A 17,328-nucleotide genomic window follows, 5' to 3' on the forward strand; every position below is an offset into this window, starting at 1 on the left:
TCTCGGGCCGTGCCGGTCGCCATGCGCGACCGAGCGGACGGACCGGAGCGAACCGTCCCCGGCCGGGGACGGCCCTGCAGGGGCGGCGCTGAGATCGGCGCCGAGACGCCCTACCTCTTCTTGGCCGCGGCCTTCTTCTTCTTGGCCGCCGCGGCCTGCTTCTTCGCGGCGGCGTCCTTGCGGGCCAGGGCCAGGGTACGCACGACGCTGATGTTCGTGTTGCGCGTGACGGCCTTCGCGCCGGGCGACGTGCCGGTGAGCCGCACGCGCGCGGTCACGCTGCGACGGGGCGTCAGGTAGGCGATCTGGCGCGCGGCCAGCGGGACCAGCACCGTGGCGAAGGTGCTCTTCTTCGTCGTGACCTTGTACGACGTCGCCTTGGACGCCACGCCGCCGAAGGTCAGGCGCACCGTGCCCTTGCAGGCCGTCGTGGCGCCCGTGCAGCGGATCTTCACCGGGACGCGGCCCCGGGCGTCGGGACGGACCGCCAGGCTGCGCAGCGAGATCGCCAGACGCTGGGGTGCGACGACCGGGGCGGGCGGCGTGACGGCGACCTGCGGCGTGAGCGCGGCGCTCGCGGCCTTGGCCTTGGCCGCCTGCTTGAGCATCCAGTCGGCGGCCTCCGTGTAGATCTTGCGGGCCTCCGTGGCCTCGGCGCCGCCGGGCGAGCCGTCGAGGAACGTGGAGTAGAGGTTGTGGGCCGTCGGCAGCGAGTCCTGGCCGTCCAAGGCCGCGTGGACGTAGCGCACGGTCGTCCGGTTCGGGATCTTCGAGCGGATCGACTCGCCCTGGCGGTCGCCGACGGAGCGATCCGCCGCGCTGCCGTCGGGGTTCGGGCCGGCCTCGATCGCGAACAGGTCGCCGATCCGGTTGGTCTGGGTCGACGGGTCCAGCCGGGAGACGTTGTCCGGGTGCTCGGGCGTGTTGAACCACTCCCGCACCGCGGTCTGTGCGACCTGGCCCTGGAAGAAGTCGCCGAGCGTGATGCCGCGCAGCTCGCTGGAGTCCTGGAAGAAGGCCTCCATGTCGAGCGGACCGCCGTCGGAGACGACGCACTGCGTGATGTCCGGCCGGAGGATCTGGAGCATCGCGGCGAGGTGGCCGCCCGACGACAGGCCGTAGACGCAGATCGGCACGCCCGGGTTGTCGGTGTGGACCTTGCCCAGCGCGGCCCCGAGGTCGGCGATCTCCAGCGGGACGGCTCCGGCGAAACCGCCCTCGCGGCTCGTGATCACGTGGACGCTGATCCCCTTGGACTGGGCGAGCTTGGACCACCAGTCCATGTAGCCGTAGAGGTCGAGCAGCGTGTTGGTGCCGGCGCCCCAGCCGCCGCCGGGGATGGCGACCATGATCATCTTCTGGTCGGTGGCCTGCCAGACCTTGCCGGGCTGCGGCAGCGCGAGCGGCGCGAACTCGGACCACGTCGCGGGAGCAGCGGAGGCGCCGGACGGCAGTGCGGCGGCGACGCCGATCGTCAGGGCGCCGCCCAAAAGCACGCGGCGGGCGCGGCGGAGGCTCGGTGAGCGGTGGGAGGCGGAAGGATGCATGGGCGTACGACGTTCTGGCGGGACGGGGAACCGGTCGCCACGGTACCAGTGATGCCCGCCACTTCGGCGCAGACGACGGGGCCAGTCCGTCCGCTCCCCGGGCGGCGGCGGACCGTCGGGCGTCCAGGCGCGCTGGACGCTCAGACGTCGTCGCGACGCACGAGGACGAGGCACCGGGCGCTGCCGGAACCCTCGATCCGCTCGACGATCAGGTCCGCCTGGTGCGCGAGCGCCGCGAGGGTCTCGAGATCGATTGCGGCGCCGTGCCACAGCGGGTGGCCGATGACGTGCACGGGGAGATCGTCCTCTCCCGGCAGCGCGAGCGGCTGTGGGCCCGAGCGGACGTCGAACGCCGCGATGCCGCCGGGGCGCAGCAGCCGGCCGAGCTCGTCGATCGCGGCCGCGACGTGCTTCGCGGTCGGCAGGTGCGTCAGGACGCCGATCGCCAGCGCCGCGTCGATCGTGGCGGGGGGCAGCCGCGGCAGGTCGCCGGCGTCGGCCGTGTGCCAGGTGACGTTCTCGACGTCGCGGAGCCGGGCCTGCGCCACCTCGAGCATCCGGGGCGAGATGTCGACGGCGAGCACCTCGTCCGCGCGACCGGCGAGCGCACGCGTCAGGCGTCCCACCCCGCAGCCGAGGTCCAGCGCGCGGGCGGCACCATCGGCGAACCAGCCGAGGTCGTGCTCCAGCGCGTGCAGGACGGCCTCGCCCGCGGCGTTGAACGTCTCGTCGTCGACGCGCACGCCTCCGGGAGTGGAGTAGCGCCGGGCGTCCTCCTTGGCCCGGGCGTCCCAGAAGCGGGCGATGCGACGGAGCTCGGGATCCTCGGGTGCGCTCACCGCGCCGATGGTACTTCGGCCCCCGGTCCGGCCGCTCGCGCGTAACGAGCGGCGCCCGGCGGTGTTGCTGAGAGTCGTGAACGTCTCCGCGCCCTCCCCCGACGCCTCCGCGCTCACCTCGTCCCGGCGCCGGCGTCTCGCGGTGATCGTCAACCCGAACGCGACGACCACGTCGCCGCGCCTGCGCAGCCTCGTGGTCCACGCGCTGTCGCACCGCTTCGAGGTCGAACCCGTCGACACCGAGGGACCGCGCCACGCCACCGAGCTGGCCCGGATCGCCGCGGAGTCCGGCGCGGACGCCGTCGTCACGCTCGGCGGCGACGGCACCGTCAACGAGGCCGCCAACGGGCTCGTGGGCACCGGGGTGCCCCTCGTGCCGCTGCCCGGCGGCGCGACGAACGTCTTCCACCGCCTGATCGGGATGCCGGGCGACATCGTCGACGCGACCGAGCACGTGCTGTCGCTCGCGGACCGCTGGGAGACCCGCGCGGTCGACGTCGGGCGGATCGGCGACCGCTGGTTCACCTTCGCGGCCGGGGTCGGCCTGGACGCCAGCGTCGTCGACCGCGTCGACCAGCGGCCGAAGCTCAAGGCACGGTTCGGGCCGTGGTTCTACGCCGCGGCGGCCGTGAGCACCTTCAACCGCCACTACGTCCGCCACCCGCCGCAGATGATCCTGGAGCTGCCCGACGGCCGCTCGCTCCCGGGCGTGACGGCGGTCTTCCAGAACGCCCCGGAGTTCACGTACTTCGCCAGCCGCCCCGTCCGCCTGCTCCCCGACCAGTCGCTGGACTCCGGCACGCTCGCCGGCGCGATCCTGCGCCACTCCCGCCCGACGGTCATGCCGGGGATCACGATCCGAGCGCTGATCCCGTCGCTGGACCTCGGCAGGCACCGCGCCGTCGAGGCGTTCCCCGGCCTGACCTCGGCGGTCGTGCGGACCGCGGACGAGCGGCCGCTGCCGTTCCAGGTCGACGGCGACTACGTCGGCGTCACGGACCGGGCCGAGATCGGGATCGCGCCCGGCGGGCTGCTGATCGTCGCCTGACGGGCGCGGCGGCCCGGGCGCCTCGCGGCGTGGCGTCGCCGGCCGGGGCGCGGGCCGGCCGGGGCGCGGCGGCCGGCGGGAACGCGCGGCCGGCGAAGGCGCAGGGCCGCCGGGCGCCTCAGCCCGCCTGCGGCGCCGTCGGGTCGGGCGTGACCTCGTAGGCGACGTGCAGGCGGCGCATGGCGCCCTTGGCGTTCAGGGTGTAGAAGGCGCGCTTCTCGATGCGGAAGCCCGCCTGGTGCAGCCACTGCCAGAGGCCGGCGACGTTCGCCTGCCACCAGCCGTAGTCCGTCCAGCCGGTCTGGAGCTTCGCGGCGGCGCGGCGCGGGGACGCGAGCGAGAGGCGGACGTTGACCTCCTCCGCGACCAGCAGGCGACCGCCGGGGGCGATCACGGTGCGGACGGCCTCGAGTGCGCCGACGGGGTCGCGGACGTGGAGCAGCAGGTCGGAGAGGACGACGTGGTCGAACGGCCCGCCGACGGTCGCCGGCGAGATGTCGTAGATCGGCGTCAGCGCCCGGCGGACCTTCGAGTCGCGCAGCTTCGCCGCGATCTTGAACCGCTCGCCCGGCTCGGCGTCGCCGCCGTTGGCCAGCAGGTGCGGACGGTTGCGGGGCGGCCACTCGGCCTGGTCGAACGTCTCGAGGTCCACGGCGGCGACCTCGGACGCGCCGCGCTCCTCCATCGCGAACGCGAAGTACCCGTCGAACGTGCCGACGTCGAGGCAGCGCTTGCCCGACAGGACGGCCGGCAGCAGCTTCGGCGTCATCTCCCGGTGGTCGACCGTCCCGTCGGTGAAGCGCCCGGGCGCGACCTCGATCGTGTGGTACCACGGCTGCCCGAGGGCCTGGGCGAGCAGCGCCTCGCGGTCGGGGGACGCGGCGGGAGCGGTGGTGTCGGAAGGCGGCACGGTCCGGGAGGTTAATCGGGAGCCCTGCGGGACGTCGATCCCACGAGGACGCCGTCGACCGGCAGGACGTCGAGCACGTACGGGCGGCTCACCGCGTCCCCTGCGCCCGGACGGCGCCGGACGGCAGGCGGCCTGGCGACGAGGCACGCCTCAGGGTGCCCCGAGCCCTCACACCGTACGGTCCGCCTCGCCCCGAGAAGCTCGGGGCGAGGCCCGCACGTCCTCCCCCTCAGACCGACGGGGTGATCCGGAACGCGTCGAAGACCGACTCGGTGTTGCGGAGGCGGTTGATCGTCGTGCGCAGGACCTTGGTGTCCCCCACCTCGACGACGAAGCGGTTGCGGACCATCGGCGGCGTCGTCGTGCAGACGGCGGAGACGATGTTGACGCCGGCCTCGGCGAAGACCCTCGTCAGGTCCTCGAGCAGGCGGTGACGGTCGTAGCCGTCGACCTGGACCTCGACCTTGAACGACTGCTGGTGCTGCCCGGCCCAGTCGACCGGGACGAAGCGGTCCGGGTCCTTGCGCAGCTGCTGCGCGTTGGGGCAGTCGTCGCGGTGGATCGTGATGCCGCGGCCGAGCGAGACGTAGCCGACGATCGGGTCGCCGGGCACGGGGCGGCAGCACTTGGCCATGCGCAGCATGACGTCGCCGACGCCGTCGACGGAGACGCCATAGCTCTTGGCCGAGCCGGTCGGCTGCCGGCGGACGACGTCCGGGCGCAGCAGCGCCTCGACGGGGCCCGCGGGCTCGTCGTCGGCGGCCTCGCCCTCCTTGAGGTGCTTGAGGACCTTGTTGACGACGACGTGCGGAGAGACCTTGCCGCCACCGAGGGCGATGTAGAAGTCATCGCCCTTCCGGTAGCCCATCTCCTTGATGACGTCGGCCAGGAGCGGCGAGCCGACGAGGCGCTGGGCCGGCAGTCCGGCCTTGCGCAGCTGCTCCTGCAGGAGCTCGCGGCCGAGGTGCTCGGAGTCCTCGCGGCCGGCGGCCTTGAACCACGCCTTGATCTTCGACCGCGCCCGGCTGGTCTGGGCCAGCGTCAGCCAATCGCGGGACGGGCCGCGCTCGCGGTTGGCGGTCAGGACGTCGACGATGTCACCCGAGCGCAGCGTGTAGCTCAGCGGGACGATCTTGCCGTTGACCTTGGCGCCGACGCAGCGGTGACCGACGTCGGTGTGGACCTCGTAGGCGAAGTCGACGGGCGTGGCGCCGCGGGAGAGCGACTTGACGTCGCCCTTCGGCGTGAAGACGTAGACCTCGTCCTCGAACAGGGCGACCTTCAGGTCGTCCATGAACTCCTGCGGGTCGTCGTTGTCCCGCGACGTGTCGAGCATCGCCCGCAGCCACGTGAAGCGATCGCCGTCGGAGCGGATCTCGTCGACCGACGGGGTGCCCGAGCCGTTGGTGCTCGTCGCGCCCGTCGCGCTGTCCTGGGGGGAGCGCTGCTTGTAGATCCAGTGGGCGGCGACGCCGAACTCGGCCGTCCGCTGCATGTCCTGCGTGCGGATCTGGATCTCCAGCGGCTGGCCCTCGGGCCCCACGACCGTCGTGTGCAGCGACTGGTACATGTTGGCCTTCGGCATCGCGACGAAGTCCTTGAACCGCCGCGGGAGCGGCTTCCACAGCGAGTGGATGACGCCGATCGCGCCGTAGCAGTCGTTCACCGAGTCGACCACGACACGCATCGCCGTCAGGTCGTAGATCTCGTTGAACTCCCGGCCCTTGCGGGTCATCTTCTGGTAGATCGAGTAGAAGTGCTTGGCCCGGCCGGAGATCTCGGCCTCGATGCCGACGCCCTCCAGCTCCTTGGCCAGGTACTCGCCGGCGGCGGCGACGTAGACCTCGCGCTCGCCGCGCTGCTGGTTCACCAGCCCCTTGATCTCCTGGTACTTGCGCGGGTGCAGGGTCGCGAACGCGAGGTCCTCGAGCTCCCACTTGATCGCGTGGATGCCGAGGCGGTGAGCGATCGGCGCGTAGACCTCGAGGGTCTCCTTCGCGATCTCGAGCTGCTTCGGCCGCTTGTGCGCCGCGAGCGTGCGGGCGTTGTGCAGCCGGTCGGCGAGCTTGATGAGGATGACGCGGACGTCCGCGGCCATCGCCACGACCATCTTGCGGTAGTTCTCGGCCTGCGCCTCGTCTCGCGAGGTGAAGGCGATGCCGTCGAGCTTCGTGACGCCGTCGACCAGCAGCCGCACGGTGCGGCCGTAGCGGGACTCGATCTCCTCGAGCTCGGCGGCGGTGTCCTCGACGGTGTCGTGCAGGAGCGCCGCGACGACGGCCTCGGTGTCGAGGTGCATCCCCGCGCAGATCTTCGCGACCTCGACGGGGTGGGCGATGAACGGCTCGCCCGACTTGCGGCGCTGCTCGCGGTGGTGCAGGCACGAGAAGCGGAACGCGTCGTCGACCCGATCGACGTCGATCGACGCGCGGTCCTCCTCGGCGTGCTCGGCGATCACGGCGTGCAGGTCCGCCCGGAGCGAGAGCTCCTCGGCCGTCAGGACCTCGCCCTCCTGGGCGGCCCCGGCGACGTCGTCTGCGTGGATCGGCGGCATCTGTGGTTCGTGGCCCGGCCCTCCCCCGCGGCCCGACGCCAGATCGGCGGCGGACAGGCCCACGCGGTCGCGCGAGCGCTCGTCGGTGACCGGTACTCGGCCACGGGCGTGGTCCACGGCGCCCGCGTGCAGGTCGTGGTCGCCGGGGGCGGTCACCGCGCCGGCACCGGGTCCGGTCGCGTCCCGGTCAGCCATGCGTGACGCTCCCGGCCGCGAGCGGCCCACGCGCGGGCCGTCGGCCCGTCCTCGAGCGGCCGGACGGGTCCGTCGCCCAGCGCGACCAGGCGCTCGGCGCGATCGACGACCAGCGCACCCGACTCCTCGAGGACGCGGAGGAGGATCCCGAGCCACCAGCCGGGGAGGTCGGGCTCGGCGAGGGCGCCCACCGGCGTCGGCCCGTCGCGGCGCACGCGGCGGTAGAGCGCGGTCGCCCCGCTCCGCAGGTCGTGTTCGCGTCCGATCGCATCTACGGTGAATCGTAGCTCAGGGTCCCCCCATGCCCTCCAGGCCTGCACGCCGGCCAGCACGTCGAGCACCGCGACGTGGGCCGCGTCGCTCGGCGGATCGAGCGCGACGAGGTGCACCGTGCCGTCGAGCGAGCGCGGCGTGCGGGCCACGCTCCACCAGTCGGTGAGCGCGAAGCCGCCGACGACGAGGCCCAGCGGGCCGGCGCGCCGGACGGCGTCGGCGACGACCACCGTCACGGGTTCCCCGGTGCCGACCAGCGCCGCGACGGCCGCCGCGGCCCCGGACTCCGAGCGGTCCGTGAAGCGGGCGGCCCAGGCCCCGCGGCCGCCGCCGGCCGGCGCGAGCGGCAGGCCGCCCTCGGCCTCGAGCACCGCCAGGGCGGCGTCGGCGGCGGCGCCGTCGAGCCGGTCGATCGCGTCCGGGGCGGGCGGGGCGAGCTCGCGGACCCGCAGGCGCGGCGTGACGTTGCCGCGGAAGGAATGGCGCTCCAGCACGTACGTCCCGGCGATCGGGCCGCCCGCGTAGGCAGCACCCTCGCTGGCCCCGGGAATCCGGTCCCGGCCGAACGCCACGGCCGCGATCCGCGAGGACCCGGACGCGAGCGTGAAGGCGATGTGGGCCCCGGCGGCGCCGAGCGGCCGCACGCCCTCCGCGCGGCCGGAGGGCACGAGCAGGACGGGCTCGGGGTTGCCCTCGCCGAACGGCCCGAGCGCGGAGAGCTCGTCGGCCAGCGCCATGCCCAGCTGGGCGCCGCCGACGACGGCGTCGACCTGCTCGGCGGGCTCCAGCGCGGCCTCGTCAAGGTGGACGTCCGCGTAGGCCCGCAGCGCGGCGGTGAACGCGGGGAGCCGGTCGGGGTCCAGCGCGAGGCCCGCGGCGGCGCGGTGGCCGCCGTGGCGGAGCAGGTGCTCGGCGCAGGCGTCCAGGCCGGCGAGCAGGTCGAAGCCCGGGACGGAGCGGGCCGAGCCGGTCAGCTCGTCGCCGTTGCGGCCCAGCAGCACCGCGGGGCGGCCGAAGCGCTCGACGATCCGCGACGCGACGATGCCGACGACCCCGGGGTGCCAGTCCTCGCCCGCGAGCACGTAGGCGGGCTGCGGACCCTGGGCGGTGGCCTGGGCGACGGCCTCGTCGAGGATCCGCCGCTCGACCTCGCGGCGGTCGAGGTTCGCGCGGTCCAGGCGGTCGGCCAGCCTGCGCGCCTCGTCCTCGTCGGCCGCGAGGAACAGCTCGACCCCCACGTCGGCGCGGCCGATCCGGCCGGCGGCGTTGACCCGCGGCGCCAGCCGGAACGCGACGGCGGTCGCGTCGATGTCGGCCGGCGGGGTGTGGGAGACGTCGAGCAGCGCGCGCAGGCCGGGGCGGCGCGAGTCCGCGATCGCGCGGAGGCCCTGGCGGACGATCCAGCGGTTCTCGCCCGTCAGCGGCACGACGTCGGCGACGGTCGCCAGCGCGACGATGTCGAGATCGACGTCCGCGTCCGCGGGGTCGTGGCCGGCGGCCTGCAGGAGCGCCCCGGCGAGCCGCCAGGCGACCGCCGCACCGCAGAGCTGCGGGTACGGGTAGCGCCCGTCGCCGGGGTGGACGATCGGGACCGCGGGGAGCACGCCGTCGGCGCGCGGGCGGTGGTGGTCGGTGACGACGAGCTCGAGGCCCAGCTCCGTGGCCAGCGCGGCCTCGTCGACGGACGTGATGCCGCAGTCGACCGTGACGACGAGCCCGGTGCCGTCGGCGGCCAGGCGCCGGACGGTGCGCTCGTTCAGGCCGTAGCCGTCCTCGACGCGGTGCGGCAGGAACCAGTCGGCCTGCGCGCCGATCTGGCGCAGCGCGCGGACGAGGGTCGCGGTGGCGCAGACGCCGTCGCAGTCGTAGTCGCCGTGGACGACGATCCGGGACCCCTGGCGGGCGTGGCGCAGGAGCACCTGGGCCGCGTCCTCGAGGCCCCGGAAGGCGCTCAGCGGCGGGTGCTCGTCCGCCGCGAGGAAGTGCGCTGCGGCGGCCGGCTCGGAGAAGCCCCGGCGGACCAGGACCTCGGCGCAGATGCGGCCGACGCCGAGGGCCTGCTGCAGGGCGGCGACCTGGGCGGCCGGCGCGGGCGGGATCTCGAAGCGCACCGGTGGAGGGTAGGCCCCGGGACGGACGGCAGGCCGCGCGGATGCGACCCCGCCCGCCGGGACCCTCTGCGTCTCAGGCGGCGTCGGTCGCGGCGGCCTCGCGGGCCTCGCGGCGGGCGCCGGCGAGCCAGAGCAGCACGAGCGCGATCAGGGTCCCGGGAATGCCGAGGAGGACGGTGCCGACGTCCGTCGCGTGCCGCGAGGGCATGTCGAACCCGGACAGCACCAGGCCGCCGATGATGCCGCCGGCGATGGCGACGGCGAACGCGCCGACGATGCCGCCCGCGAAGCGGTCGGGGACGAAGACGGTGAAGTGCCAGATCGCGAGCGCGATCAGGACCCAGACGAGGATCGCCATGTCAGACCTCCGTGGTGCCGCGCGGGGCGGGGTGCTGGTCGTGGGCGGGCATCAGCGCTTCTTCTTCCCGGGCTTGCCGGGCTTGGCGCGACGGACCGGGTCGTCCCGGAACGTCACCTCCTCCGGCGAGAGGTCCTTGGCGCGACGGACGGGGCCGCCCACCTCGGGCTCGGGTGCCGGCTTGGGCGCCGGGGCCGGCGCCGGCCGGCCGGCGGTCTGGGCGTTGGCCTCGTCGATGCCGAGGTCGGCCACCATCTGGTTGAACTCGGCGGCCGACACGGGCTGCCCGGCCTCGTCCGGCGCGGTGACGCGTGCGGCGCGGCGCTTCTTGGCCGCGTCGAGGTCGATCTCCTTGGCGGACGCCTTCTCCGGGTACGGCGGCAGCGTGCCGCCGTTGGCCGCGACGAGACGCGCCTTGCGGGCCTTGAACGCGGGGACGCGCTCCATCCACTCGGTGAGCACCGGGGCGGCGATGAAGACCGACGAGTAGGCGCCGGAGATCGTGCCGACGAGCATCGCCAGCGCGAAGTCCTTCAGCGTGTCGCCGCCGAAGATGAACAGGGCGAGCGTCGGCAGGCCGACCGAGAACGAGGTGATCAGCGACCGGCCGAGGACCTCGCTCATCGAGCGGTTGACGATCTGCGAGAACGCCGCGGACGGGAGCCGCTTGAGGTTCTCGCGCACGCGGTCGAACACGATGATCGTGTCGTACAGCGAGTAGCCGATGATGGTCAGGAGCGCCGCGACCGTGGAGGCGGTGACCTCGGCACCGGTGAGGGCGTAGATGCCCGCCGTGATCAGGAGGTCGTGGACGACGGCGATCAGGATCGGGACGGTGTAGCGGAGCCCGAACCGGAACCAGATGACGAAGGCGATCAGGATGAACGACGCGATGATCGCGATGACCGCGGTCTTCGCGACGGTCTCGCCGAACGTCGGGCCGACGGACGTCGTGCTGACGTCCTTGGGCTGGATGCCCAGCGACTTCTGCAGCGCGGTGTTGACCCGGCCCTGCTCGGCGGGCGTCAGGTCCTCGGTCTGGATCTGCAGCTTCTTTCCGCCGTCGACCTCCTGGATCTTCGCGTCGCCCTGGCCGATGGGCCGCAGCGCGTCGCGCACCTGGTCGACGTTGGCCTTCCGGCCCTCGGGGACCGTCGCGACGATCTGCGTGCCCGACTCGAAGTCGATCCCGAAGTTCATGCCGCGGGAGCCGACGGCGATCGCGCCGATGGCGAGGATCACGCCGGAGAGCGCGAAGAACCAGCGGCCGGCGCCGTTGAAGTCGAACCGGTGCCAGATCGGCTGCCGGTTGCGGGCGCCGAGCGCGCGCGGGCTGGACATCAGCTTCGAGCGCCCGAGGATGCCCAGGACCGCCTGCGTCAGCAGCACGGCCGTGAACATCGAGATCAGGACGCCGATGCCGAGGTTGAACGCGAAGCCCTTCGGGCCGGCCGTCGCCACCAGGAAGAGGACGAACGCGACGAGGAAGGTGATGACGTTGCCGTCGATGATCGCGGACAGGCCCTTGCGGTACCCGTCCTTGATCGCTCGAGGGACCGATCTCCCGTCCTGCATCTCGTCCTTGACGCGTTCGAAGATGACGATGTTGGCGTCGGCCGCCACGGCGATCGTGAGGATCAGGCCGGCGATGCCCGGCAGCGTCAGGACGATCGGGACGAGCTTGACGATCGCGAGGAAGAAGATCGTGTAGACGGCGAGGCCGCCGACGGCGATCAGGCCCAGGACGCGGTAGTAGCCGATCAGGAAGATGGCGACGATGCCGAAGCCGACGAGGCCGGCGACGAGCGCCTGGTCCAGGGCTTCCTGGCCCAGGGTCGCGGAGACCTGCTGCGACGAGATGACGTCGAGGCGCAGCGGCAGCGAGCCGGACTTCAGGAGGTTCGCGAGGCTCTTGGCCTGGTCGTACGTGAACGCGCCGGAGATCTGCGAGCCGGAGTTGCCGCCGATGCCCTCCGGGTACTCCTGGAAGTCGATCGTCGGGGACGAGATCGCCTGCTGGTCCAGGACGATCGTGAAGTGCTGGTTGCACGCCGCGGCCTGGTCCGTGCGGTTGAGGCCCCGGGTCGGGACGCAGTTCTCGGCGCCGCGCTCGGAGATCGCGCGGGTGACCTTCTTCCAGAGCTTGCGGCCGGCGCTCGTGAAGTCGAACGAGACGTTCGGCTGGTTGCTGCGGCCGAGGCCCGAGTCGACGCCCTGCGCCGCGTTCTTGATGTCCTTGCCGAGCAGGCCCGGGCGGTCCCGGATGATGAACCAGCGGTTGCCGGCCGGGATGATCTTGCCGTTGGCGTCGATGTTGTTCGCCGCCTGAATGACCCGGTAGCCCTCGGGCACCGCGACGAAGCGGCGCTTGCCGACGGGCTGGCCCTGGGCGTTCAGGAACGACCGGGCGATCGGGTCGTTGCGGATGTCCGCCTGCAGGTCGGAGATGCGCTCGGCGGGGACCGGGTTGTAGACCGTCTTCTTCTCGTCGTTGACGAGGTAGTACTGCGTGCGGGTCTGGGTCTGGATCGTGCCCGGCGGGTTGGTCTGCGCCTTGAGCTTCGACGCCCGCAGGACGGCGCCATATTGCGTCAGCGCGACCTGGTTGTTGATCTCGGCGCCGCCGGCGCCCGCGCCGCCCAGGTTGGCACCCGTCACCTGCGGGTCGGTCGGGTCGATCCGGCCGCCCGCGCCGACGACGTTGTCCTCCCAGTCGTAGAAGGCCAGCTGCGCCGTCGTGCCGACGCGGCGCTGGGCCTCCTCGGTGTTCGAGATCGACGGCAGCGAGACGACGATCTGGTCGTCGCCGGAGCGCTGGATCTCGGCCTCGCCGACGCCGAACTGGTTGATGCGGTCCTGCATCACGTCGATCGTGCGCTGGATCGCGTCGTCGTCGACGGTCGCGCCCTTGATCGCGCTCACTTGATAGACGAGCTGGACGCCGCCCTGCAGGTCCAGGCCCTTCTTGGTGGGCTTCGTCACCAGGACGACCACCGACGCGATGACCAACAGCGCGACGAAGACGAGGATTATGGACTGGCGGCGACGATCGGTCATAACGCAGCGGCCAGCGTACCGAGCGGCCGGGAACGCCGAGCCGCGGCCCCCGGGCCGTCGTCTGGCGTGTCGCCGCGGGTCGCACGGCGGTCACCGGATCTTCAGGAATCCTTCAGGATTCGGGCGTCTCCAGACCGAGGTGCTCGTAGGCCAGCGGCGTGGCCGTCCGGCCCCGGGGCGTGCGCTGCAGCAGGCCCTGCTGGAGCAGGTACGGCTCGTAGACGTCCTCGATCGTGTCGGCCTCCTCGCCGACCGCGGCGGACAGCGTCGACAGCCCGACGGGGCCGCCGGCGAACATCGCGCAGATGCACCGGAGGATCTCGCGGTCCAGGCGGTCCAGGCCCAACGCGTCGACGCCGAGCAGGTCCAGGGCGTCCGCGGCGGCGGCGGCGGTGACGAGGCCCCCGGCCCGGACCTCGACGTAGTCGCGGACCCGGCGCAGCAGGCGGTTGGCGACGCGGGGCGTCCCGCGGGCGCGCAGCGCCATCGCCCGCGCCCCCTCGTCGTCCACCTGCATCCCGAGCAGCCCGGCCGAGCGGCGGACGATCGACACCAGGTCGTCGAGCTCGTAGGGCTCCAGGCGCTGCTGGTGGCCGAAGCGGTCCCGCAGCGGCCGCGTGAGCAGCCCGGCGCGGGTCGTGGCGCCGACGAGCGTGAACGGCGGCAGGTCCAGCGTGACGATCCGGGCGCCGATGCCCTGGCCGATCGTGACCGGTAGCTGCCGGTCCTCCATCGCCGGGTAGAGCGTCTCCTCCAGCGCCTTCGGCAGCCGGTGGAGCTCGTCGACGAAGAAGACGCTGCCGGGCTGCAGGGCCGTCAGGAACGCGGCGACGTCGGCCTTGCGCTCCAACGTGGGGCCGGCGGTCGGGACGAACGGGGCCTCCATCTCCTCGGCGATGATCCGGGCCAGGGACGTCTTGCCGAGGCCCGGGGGCCCGGCGAGCAGGACGTGGTCGAGCGTCTCGCCCCGGCCGCGGGCGGCGTCGATGGCGATCTTCAGCTGCTCGCGGACGTGCGTCTGGCCGACGAACTCGTCGAGGCTGCGCGGACGCAGCGAGAGGTCCTCGGCCTCCTCCCCCGGCAGCGGCTCGGGCGTCGGCAGGCGCAGCTCGTCGCCCGCATCGCCGCCGTCGGGCGTGCGGATGCCGGCGCCGGGCGTCCAGGCCGCGTCCGCGTCCCCGCGCCCCCCCGGCGTCCCCCGCCCCGCGCCCGGCCCGAGCCCGTCGCCGCCGGGGGTCACGAGCGGGACCTGCGCAGCGCGTCGGCGATGATCGCCGCGGCCGTGTCGCCGTGGGCGACGGCGAGGAGGGTCTCGACCTCCTCCGGGGACAGCCCGAGACCGAGCAGGCCATCGCGGGCCTCGTCCGTGGGCGTCGCCGTCACGACGCCGCGGGCCGCGCTGCCCGTGCCGGTGCCGACGGCCGAGCGGCCGGCGAGCTTGTCCTGCAGCTCCGAGACGATGCGCTCGGCGGTGCGCTTGCCGACGCCGGGCACCTGCTGCAGGCGCTTGGCGTCGCCCGACGCGATGCTGGTGGCGACCTCGTCCGGGCCGCCGGAGGAGAGCACGGCCAGCGCGAGCTTCGGGCCCACCGCCTGGACCGTCAGCAGCAGGTGGAAGAGGTCGCGTTCGGGCTCGCTGCCGAAGCCGAAGAGGGTCAGGGCGTCCTCGCGCACCGCGAGGTGGCAGAGCAGCGTCGTGTCCTGCCCCGCGGCCGGGAGCGCGGCGAGCGTCGTGTTGGAGCAGTTGAGGACGTAGCCGACGCCGCCGGGGGTCAGCAGGACGACGCTGCCCTGCCCGCGCTCGTGGACGGCGCCCCGCAGGAGCGCGATCACCGGGCCACCGCGGCGCGCAGCGGCGCGTGGTTGGCGTGGCAGATCGCGGCGGCCAGGGCGTCGGCGGCGTGGTCGGGCGTCGGCGGGGTCGCGAGGCGCAGGAGCATCTGGACCATCCGCTGGACCTGCGCCTTGTCGGCCGCGCCGCTGCCGCAGACCGCGCCCTTGATCTGCTGCGGGGTGTAGTCCAGGCAGACGACGCCGCGCTGGGCGGCGGCCAGGAGCACGACGCCGCGCGCCTGCCCGACGGCCAGGGCGCTCGAGGCGTTCTTGCCGAAGTACAGGCTCTCCATGGCGAGCGCGACGGGCTCGTGGTGGTCGATCAGCGCGCAGACGGTGCGGTGGATGTCCTCCAGCCGCAGGCCGAGGTCGGTGCCTGAACGGGTCGTGATCACGCCGCCGTCGAGCGCGACCATCGCGCTCCCGCGTCGTTGGACCACGCCGTAGCCCGTGTTGGCGAGGCCAGGATCGATGCCGAGGACGGTCACCACACCGCCATTCTGCGCGGAGGGTCGGACGCCTTCCCACGAACAGCTGTTCGTACCGACGATCACCGTTCGGCGGCCCGGAGGATCACGCGCCGGACCTCGGCCTGGAACGTCCGCTCGTCGAGGCCCGCCGCCGTGGCCAGGCCGCCGGCGCGCAGGCGGGAGCGCAGGGCCGCGTCGCCGGACAGCCGGGTGACGGCGTCGGCGACGGCGCCGGGATCGTCCACGGGGACGACCAGGGCGTTCTCGCCGTCGCGGAGGTACTCGGCCTGCCCGCCGATCGCCGTCGACACGACGGGGACGCCGAAGGACATCGCCTCGACCGGCACGAGCCCGAACGGCTCGGACCAGCGGACGGGGAAGACGAGCGCGTCGTGCGCGGCGAAGAGGGCCGGCAGCGCGCTGCGGTCGACGGCGCCCCGGAGCGCGAGGCGGTCCCCCACCCCCAGGCGGTCCGCGCGCCGGCGCAGGTCGTCCGCGACGGCCTCGTCGCCGCCGCCCACGACGGTCAGCGTCACGTCGTGGGGCAGGCGGCGGAGCGCGTCGACGACGACGTCCACGCCCTTGCGGTGGTCCAGCCGCCCGAGGCAGAGCAGCCGGCCGCCCCACGGGCGCTCGGGGGCCGGGGCATCGGGAAGCGGGACTCCGGGCGCCACGACGTCCCACCCGGGCGGGATCGACTGCGTGCGGACCAGCTCGTCCGCGAGCCGCAGCGAGTTGAGGAGGACGGGCCCTTCGGGGCCCCGCGGACGGTCGCTGCCCAGGGCGCGGGCGATCGGCCCGCCTGCGCGGCGCAGCGGGCGCACGAGCCGCGCGAAGCGGTCGAACACCGGGCCGTAGATCGGCCAGCGGTCGTGGACGACGAAGACCGCGGGGACTCCGGCCGAGCGGACGGCGCCGACGAGCGAGAGGCTCATGCCGCCCATCGCCCAGAAGACGACGACGTCCGGCCGGTGCTCGGCCAGGTGGCGGCGCAGGAGCCGGTGGTTGTGACGCTCCAGCGCGAGGACCTCGCGGGCCCCGAGCCTCGGGAACTCGTGGTCGTCCCAGTACCAGCGCAGCTCGCGGTGGACGTCGGGGTCGTCGGCGAGGCCGCGGTCGGTCGCCGCGGGCTCCCGGTGGTCCGTCGCCAGGACGCGCACGGCCGCGCCCTCGGCCCGCAGGAGCTCGTCGACGCCGCGGTGGACGAGCTCGTACCCGCCGAGGTGGTGCGGCGGGTAGAGGCTCGAGATCGCGAGGACGCGCAGCGGCGCCCCGGTGCTCACGGGTCGGCCGCTAGCCGAAGACCCGCTCGAGGACGTCGTCGTCGACGTCGAAGTTCGCGTGGACCTCGGAGACGTCGTCGTTGTCGTCCAGCGCGTCGATCAGCTTGGCGAGCTTCTCGGCGGCCTCCTCGTCCAGCGGGGTGCGGACCTGGGGGCGGTAGACGAGCTCGGCGGACTCGTAGGCGATGCCGTCGGCGTCGAGCGCCTTCTGCACGTCGGGCAGGGCCGTCGGCTCGGTGACGACGACGAACGTGCCGTCCTCGTCCTCGATGTCGTCCGCGCCCGCCTCGATGGCGACCATCAGGGCGTCCTCGTCGTGCTTGGACCCGTCGACGACGATGACGCCCTTGCGGTCGAAGAGGTAGGCGACGGAGCCGGGCTCGCCGAGGTTGCCGCCGGCCTTCGTGAACATGTGGCGGATGTCCGCGCCGGTGCGGTTGCGGTTGTCGGTCAGCGCCTCGACGAGGACCGCGACGCCGCCCGGGCCGTAGCCCTCGTACATGACGTTCTCGTAGCTCGCGGCGTCCGCGCCGGCGCCCGTGCCCTTGTCGATCGCCCGCTGGATGTTGTCCTTGGGCATCGACGCGTCCTTGGCCTTCTGGACGGCCAGCGCGAGCGACGGGTTGCCGATGATGTCCCCGCCGCCGTCCTTCGCGGCGATGGTGATGTGGCGGCTGAGCTTCGTGAACATCTTGCCGCGGCGAGAGTCGACGATCGCCTTCTTGTGCTTGATGCTCGCCCATTTGCTGTGCCCCGACATGCCCTCCAGCCTAGCGCGGGGTGGCCCGGCGGAGGGGTCGCGGGCCGCGTGCGCGACCGGGCGGACCGGCCCGTGGCGCCGGGCGGCGAC

General features: G+C 73.6%; 13 protein-coding genes. 1 reads left to right on the top strand and 12 read right to left on the bottom strand.

Going from position 1 to position 17,328, the window contains the following annotated elements:
* Positions 1-110: 110 nt before the first annotated feature.
* Positions 111-1,547: a hypothetical protein gene (locus AB0L40_RS07210; RefSeq protein ID WP_364351366.1), complete on the bottom strand. Its 1,437-nt coding sequence runs from the start codon at positions 1,545-1,547 to the stop codon at positions 111-113.
* Positions 1,548-1,687: 140 nt separating this feature from the next.
* The gene (locus tag AB0L40_RS07215) at positions 1,688-2,386 is read right to left on the bottom strand and encodes a class I SAM-dependent methyltransferase (RefSeq protein WP_364351369.1); all 699 of its coding nucleotides are present in this window, start codon (positions 2,384-2,386) and stop codon (positions 1,688-1,690) included.
* A gap of 61 nt (positions 2,387-2,447) precedes the next feature.
* On the opposite strand from AB0L40_RS07215, the gene AB0L40_RS07220 reads away from it, so the two are divergent.
* Entirely contained in the window at positions 2,448-3,434 is a 987-nt protein-coding gene (locus AB0L40_RS07220; RefSeq protein ID WP_364351372.1) for a diacylglycerol kinase family protein, read from the top strand.
* A gap of 118 nt (positions 3,435-3,552) precedes the next feature.
* On the opposite strand, the gene AB0L40_RS07225 is transcribed toward AB0L40_RS07220, so the two are convergent.
* From AB0L40_RS07225 to AB0L40_RS07270, 10 genes are all read right to left on the bottom strand, one after another.
* A complete protein-coding gene (locus tag AB0L40_RS07225; protein WP_364351375.1) occupies positions 3,553-4,344 on the bottom strand; it encodes a methyltransferase domain-containing protein in 792 nt (263 codons plus the stop codon).
* A 229-nt stretch (positions 4,345-4,573) separates the two neighbouring features.
* On the bottom strand, positions 4,574-7,093 hold the full coding sequence (locus AB0L40_RS07230; protein ID WP_364351378.1) for a bifunctional (p)ppGpp synthetase/guanosine-3',5'-bis(diphosphate) 3'-pyrophosphohydrolase: 2,520 nt from the start codon (positions 7,091-7,093) through the stop codon (positions 4,574-4,576).
* Positions 7,051-9,477 (bottom strand): single-stranded-DNA-specific exonuclease RecJ, encoded by a 2,427-nt coding sequence (gene recJ, locus AB0L40_RS07235; RefSeq protein WP_364351381.1) that lies wholly within the window; start codon positions 9,475-9,477, stop codon positions 7,051-7,053. Before recJ ends, AB0L40_RS07230 begins: the two co-directional genes overlap by 43 nt.
* A 73-nt stretch (positions 9,478-9,550) precedes the next feature.
* Positions 9,551-9,835, bottom strand: a complete 285-nt coding sequence (locus tag AB0L40_RS07240) for a hypothetical protein (RefSeq protein WP_364351384.1) — start codon at positions 9,833-9,835, stop codon at positions 9,551-9,553.
* Between the two features lie 51 nt (positions 9,836-9,886).
* Positions 9,887-12,892, bottom strand: a complete 3,006-nt coding sequence (gene secD / locus AB0L40_RS07245; protein ID WP_364351387.1) for a protein translocase subunit SecD — start codon at positions 12,890-12,892, stop codon at positions 9,887-9,889.
* 112 nt (positions 12,893-13,004) lie between these two features.
* Entirely contained in the window at positions 13,005-14,000 is a 996-nt protein-coding gene (gene ruvB, locus AB0L40_RS07250; protein WP_364351402.1) for a Holliday junction branch migration DNA helicase RuvB, read from the bottom strand.
* 128 nt (positions 14,001-14,128) lie between these two features.
* The gene (ruvA, locus tag AB0L40_RS07255; RefSeq protein ID WP_364351390.1) at positions 14,129-14,725 is read right to left on the bottom strand and encodes a Holliday junction branch migration protein RuvA; all 597 of its coding nucleotides are present in this window, start codon (positions 14,723-14,725) and stop codon (positions 14,129-14,131) included.
* A complete protein-coding gene (gene ruvC, locus AB0L40_RS07260; RefSeq protein ID WP_364351393.1) occupies positions 14,722-15,216 on the bottom strand; it encodes a crossover junction endodeoxyribonuclease RuvC in 495 nt (164 codons plus the stop codon). Before ruvC ends, ruvA begins: the two co-directional genes overlap by 4 nt.
* A 59-nt stretch (positions 15,217-15,275) precedes the next feature.
* The gene (locus AB0L40_RS07265; RefSeq protein WP_364351396.1) at positions 15,276-16,478 is read right to left on the bottom strand and encodes a glycosyltransferase; all 1,203 of its coding nucleotides are present in this window, start codon (positions 16,476-16,478) and stop codon (positions 15,276-15,278) included.
* A 10-nt stretch (positions 16,479-16,488) separates the two neighbouring features.
* Entirely contained in the window at positions 16,489-17,238 is a 750-nt protein-coding gene (locus AB0L40_RS07270; RefSeq protein ID WP_364351399.1) for a YebC/PmpR family DNA-binding transcriptional regulator, read from the bottom strand.
* Between the last annotated feature and the right edge of the window lie 90 nt (positions 17,239-17,328).

This window comes from Patulibacter sp. NPDC049589 (assembly GCF_040675535.1).
In the GTDB taxonomy this organism is placed as follows: Bacteria; Actinomycetota; Thermoleophilia; order Solirubrobacterales; family Solirubrobacteraceae; genus Patulibacter.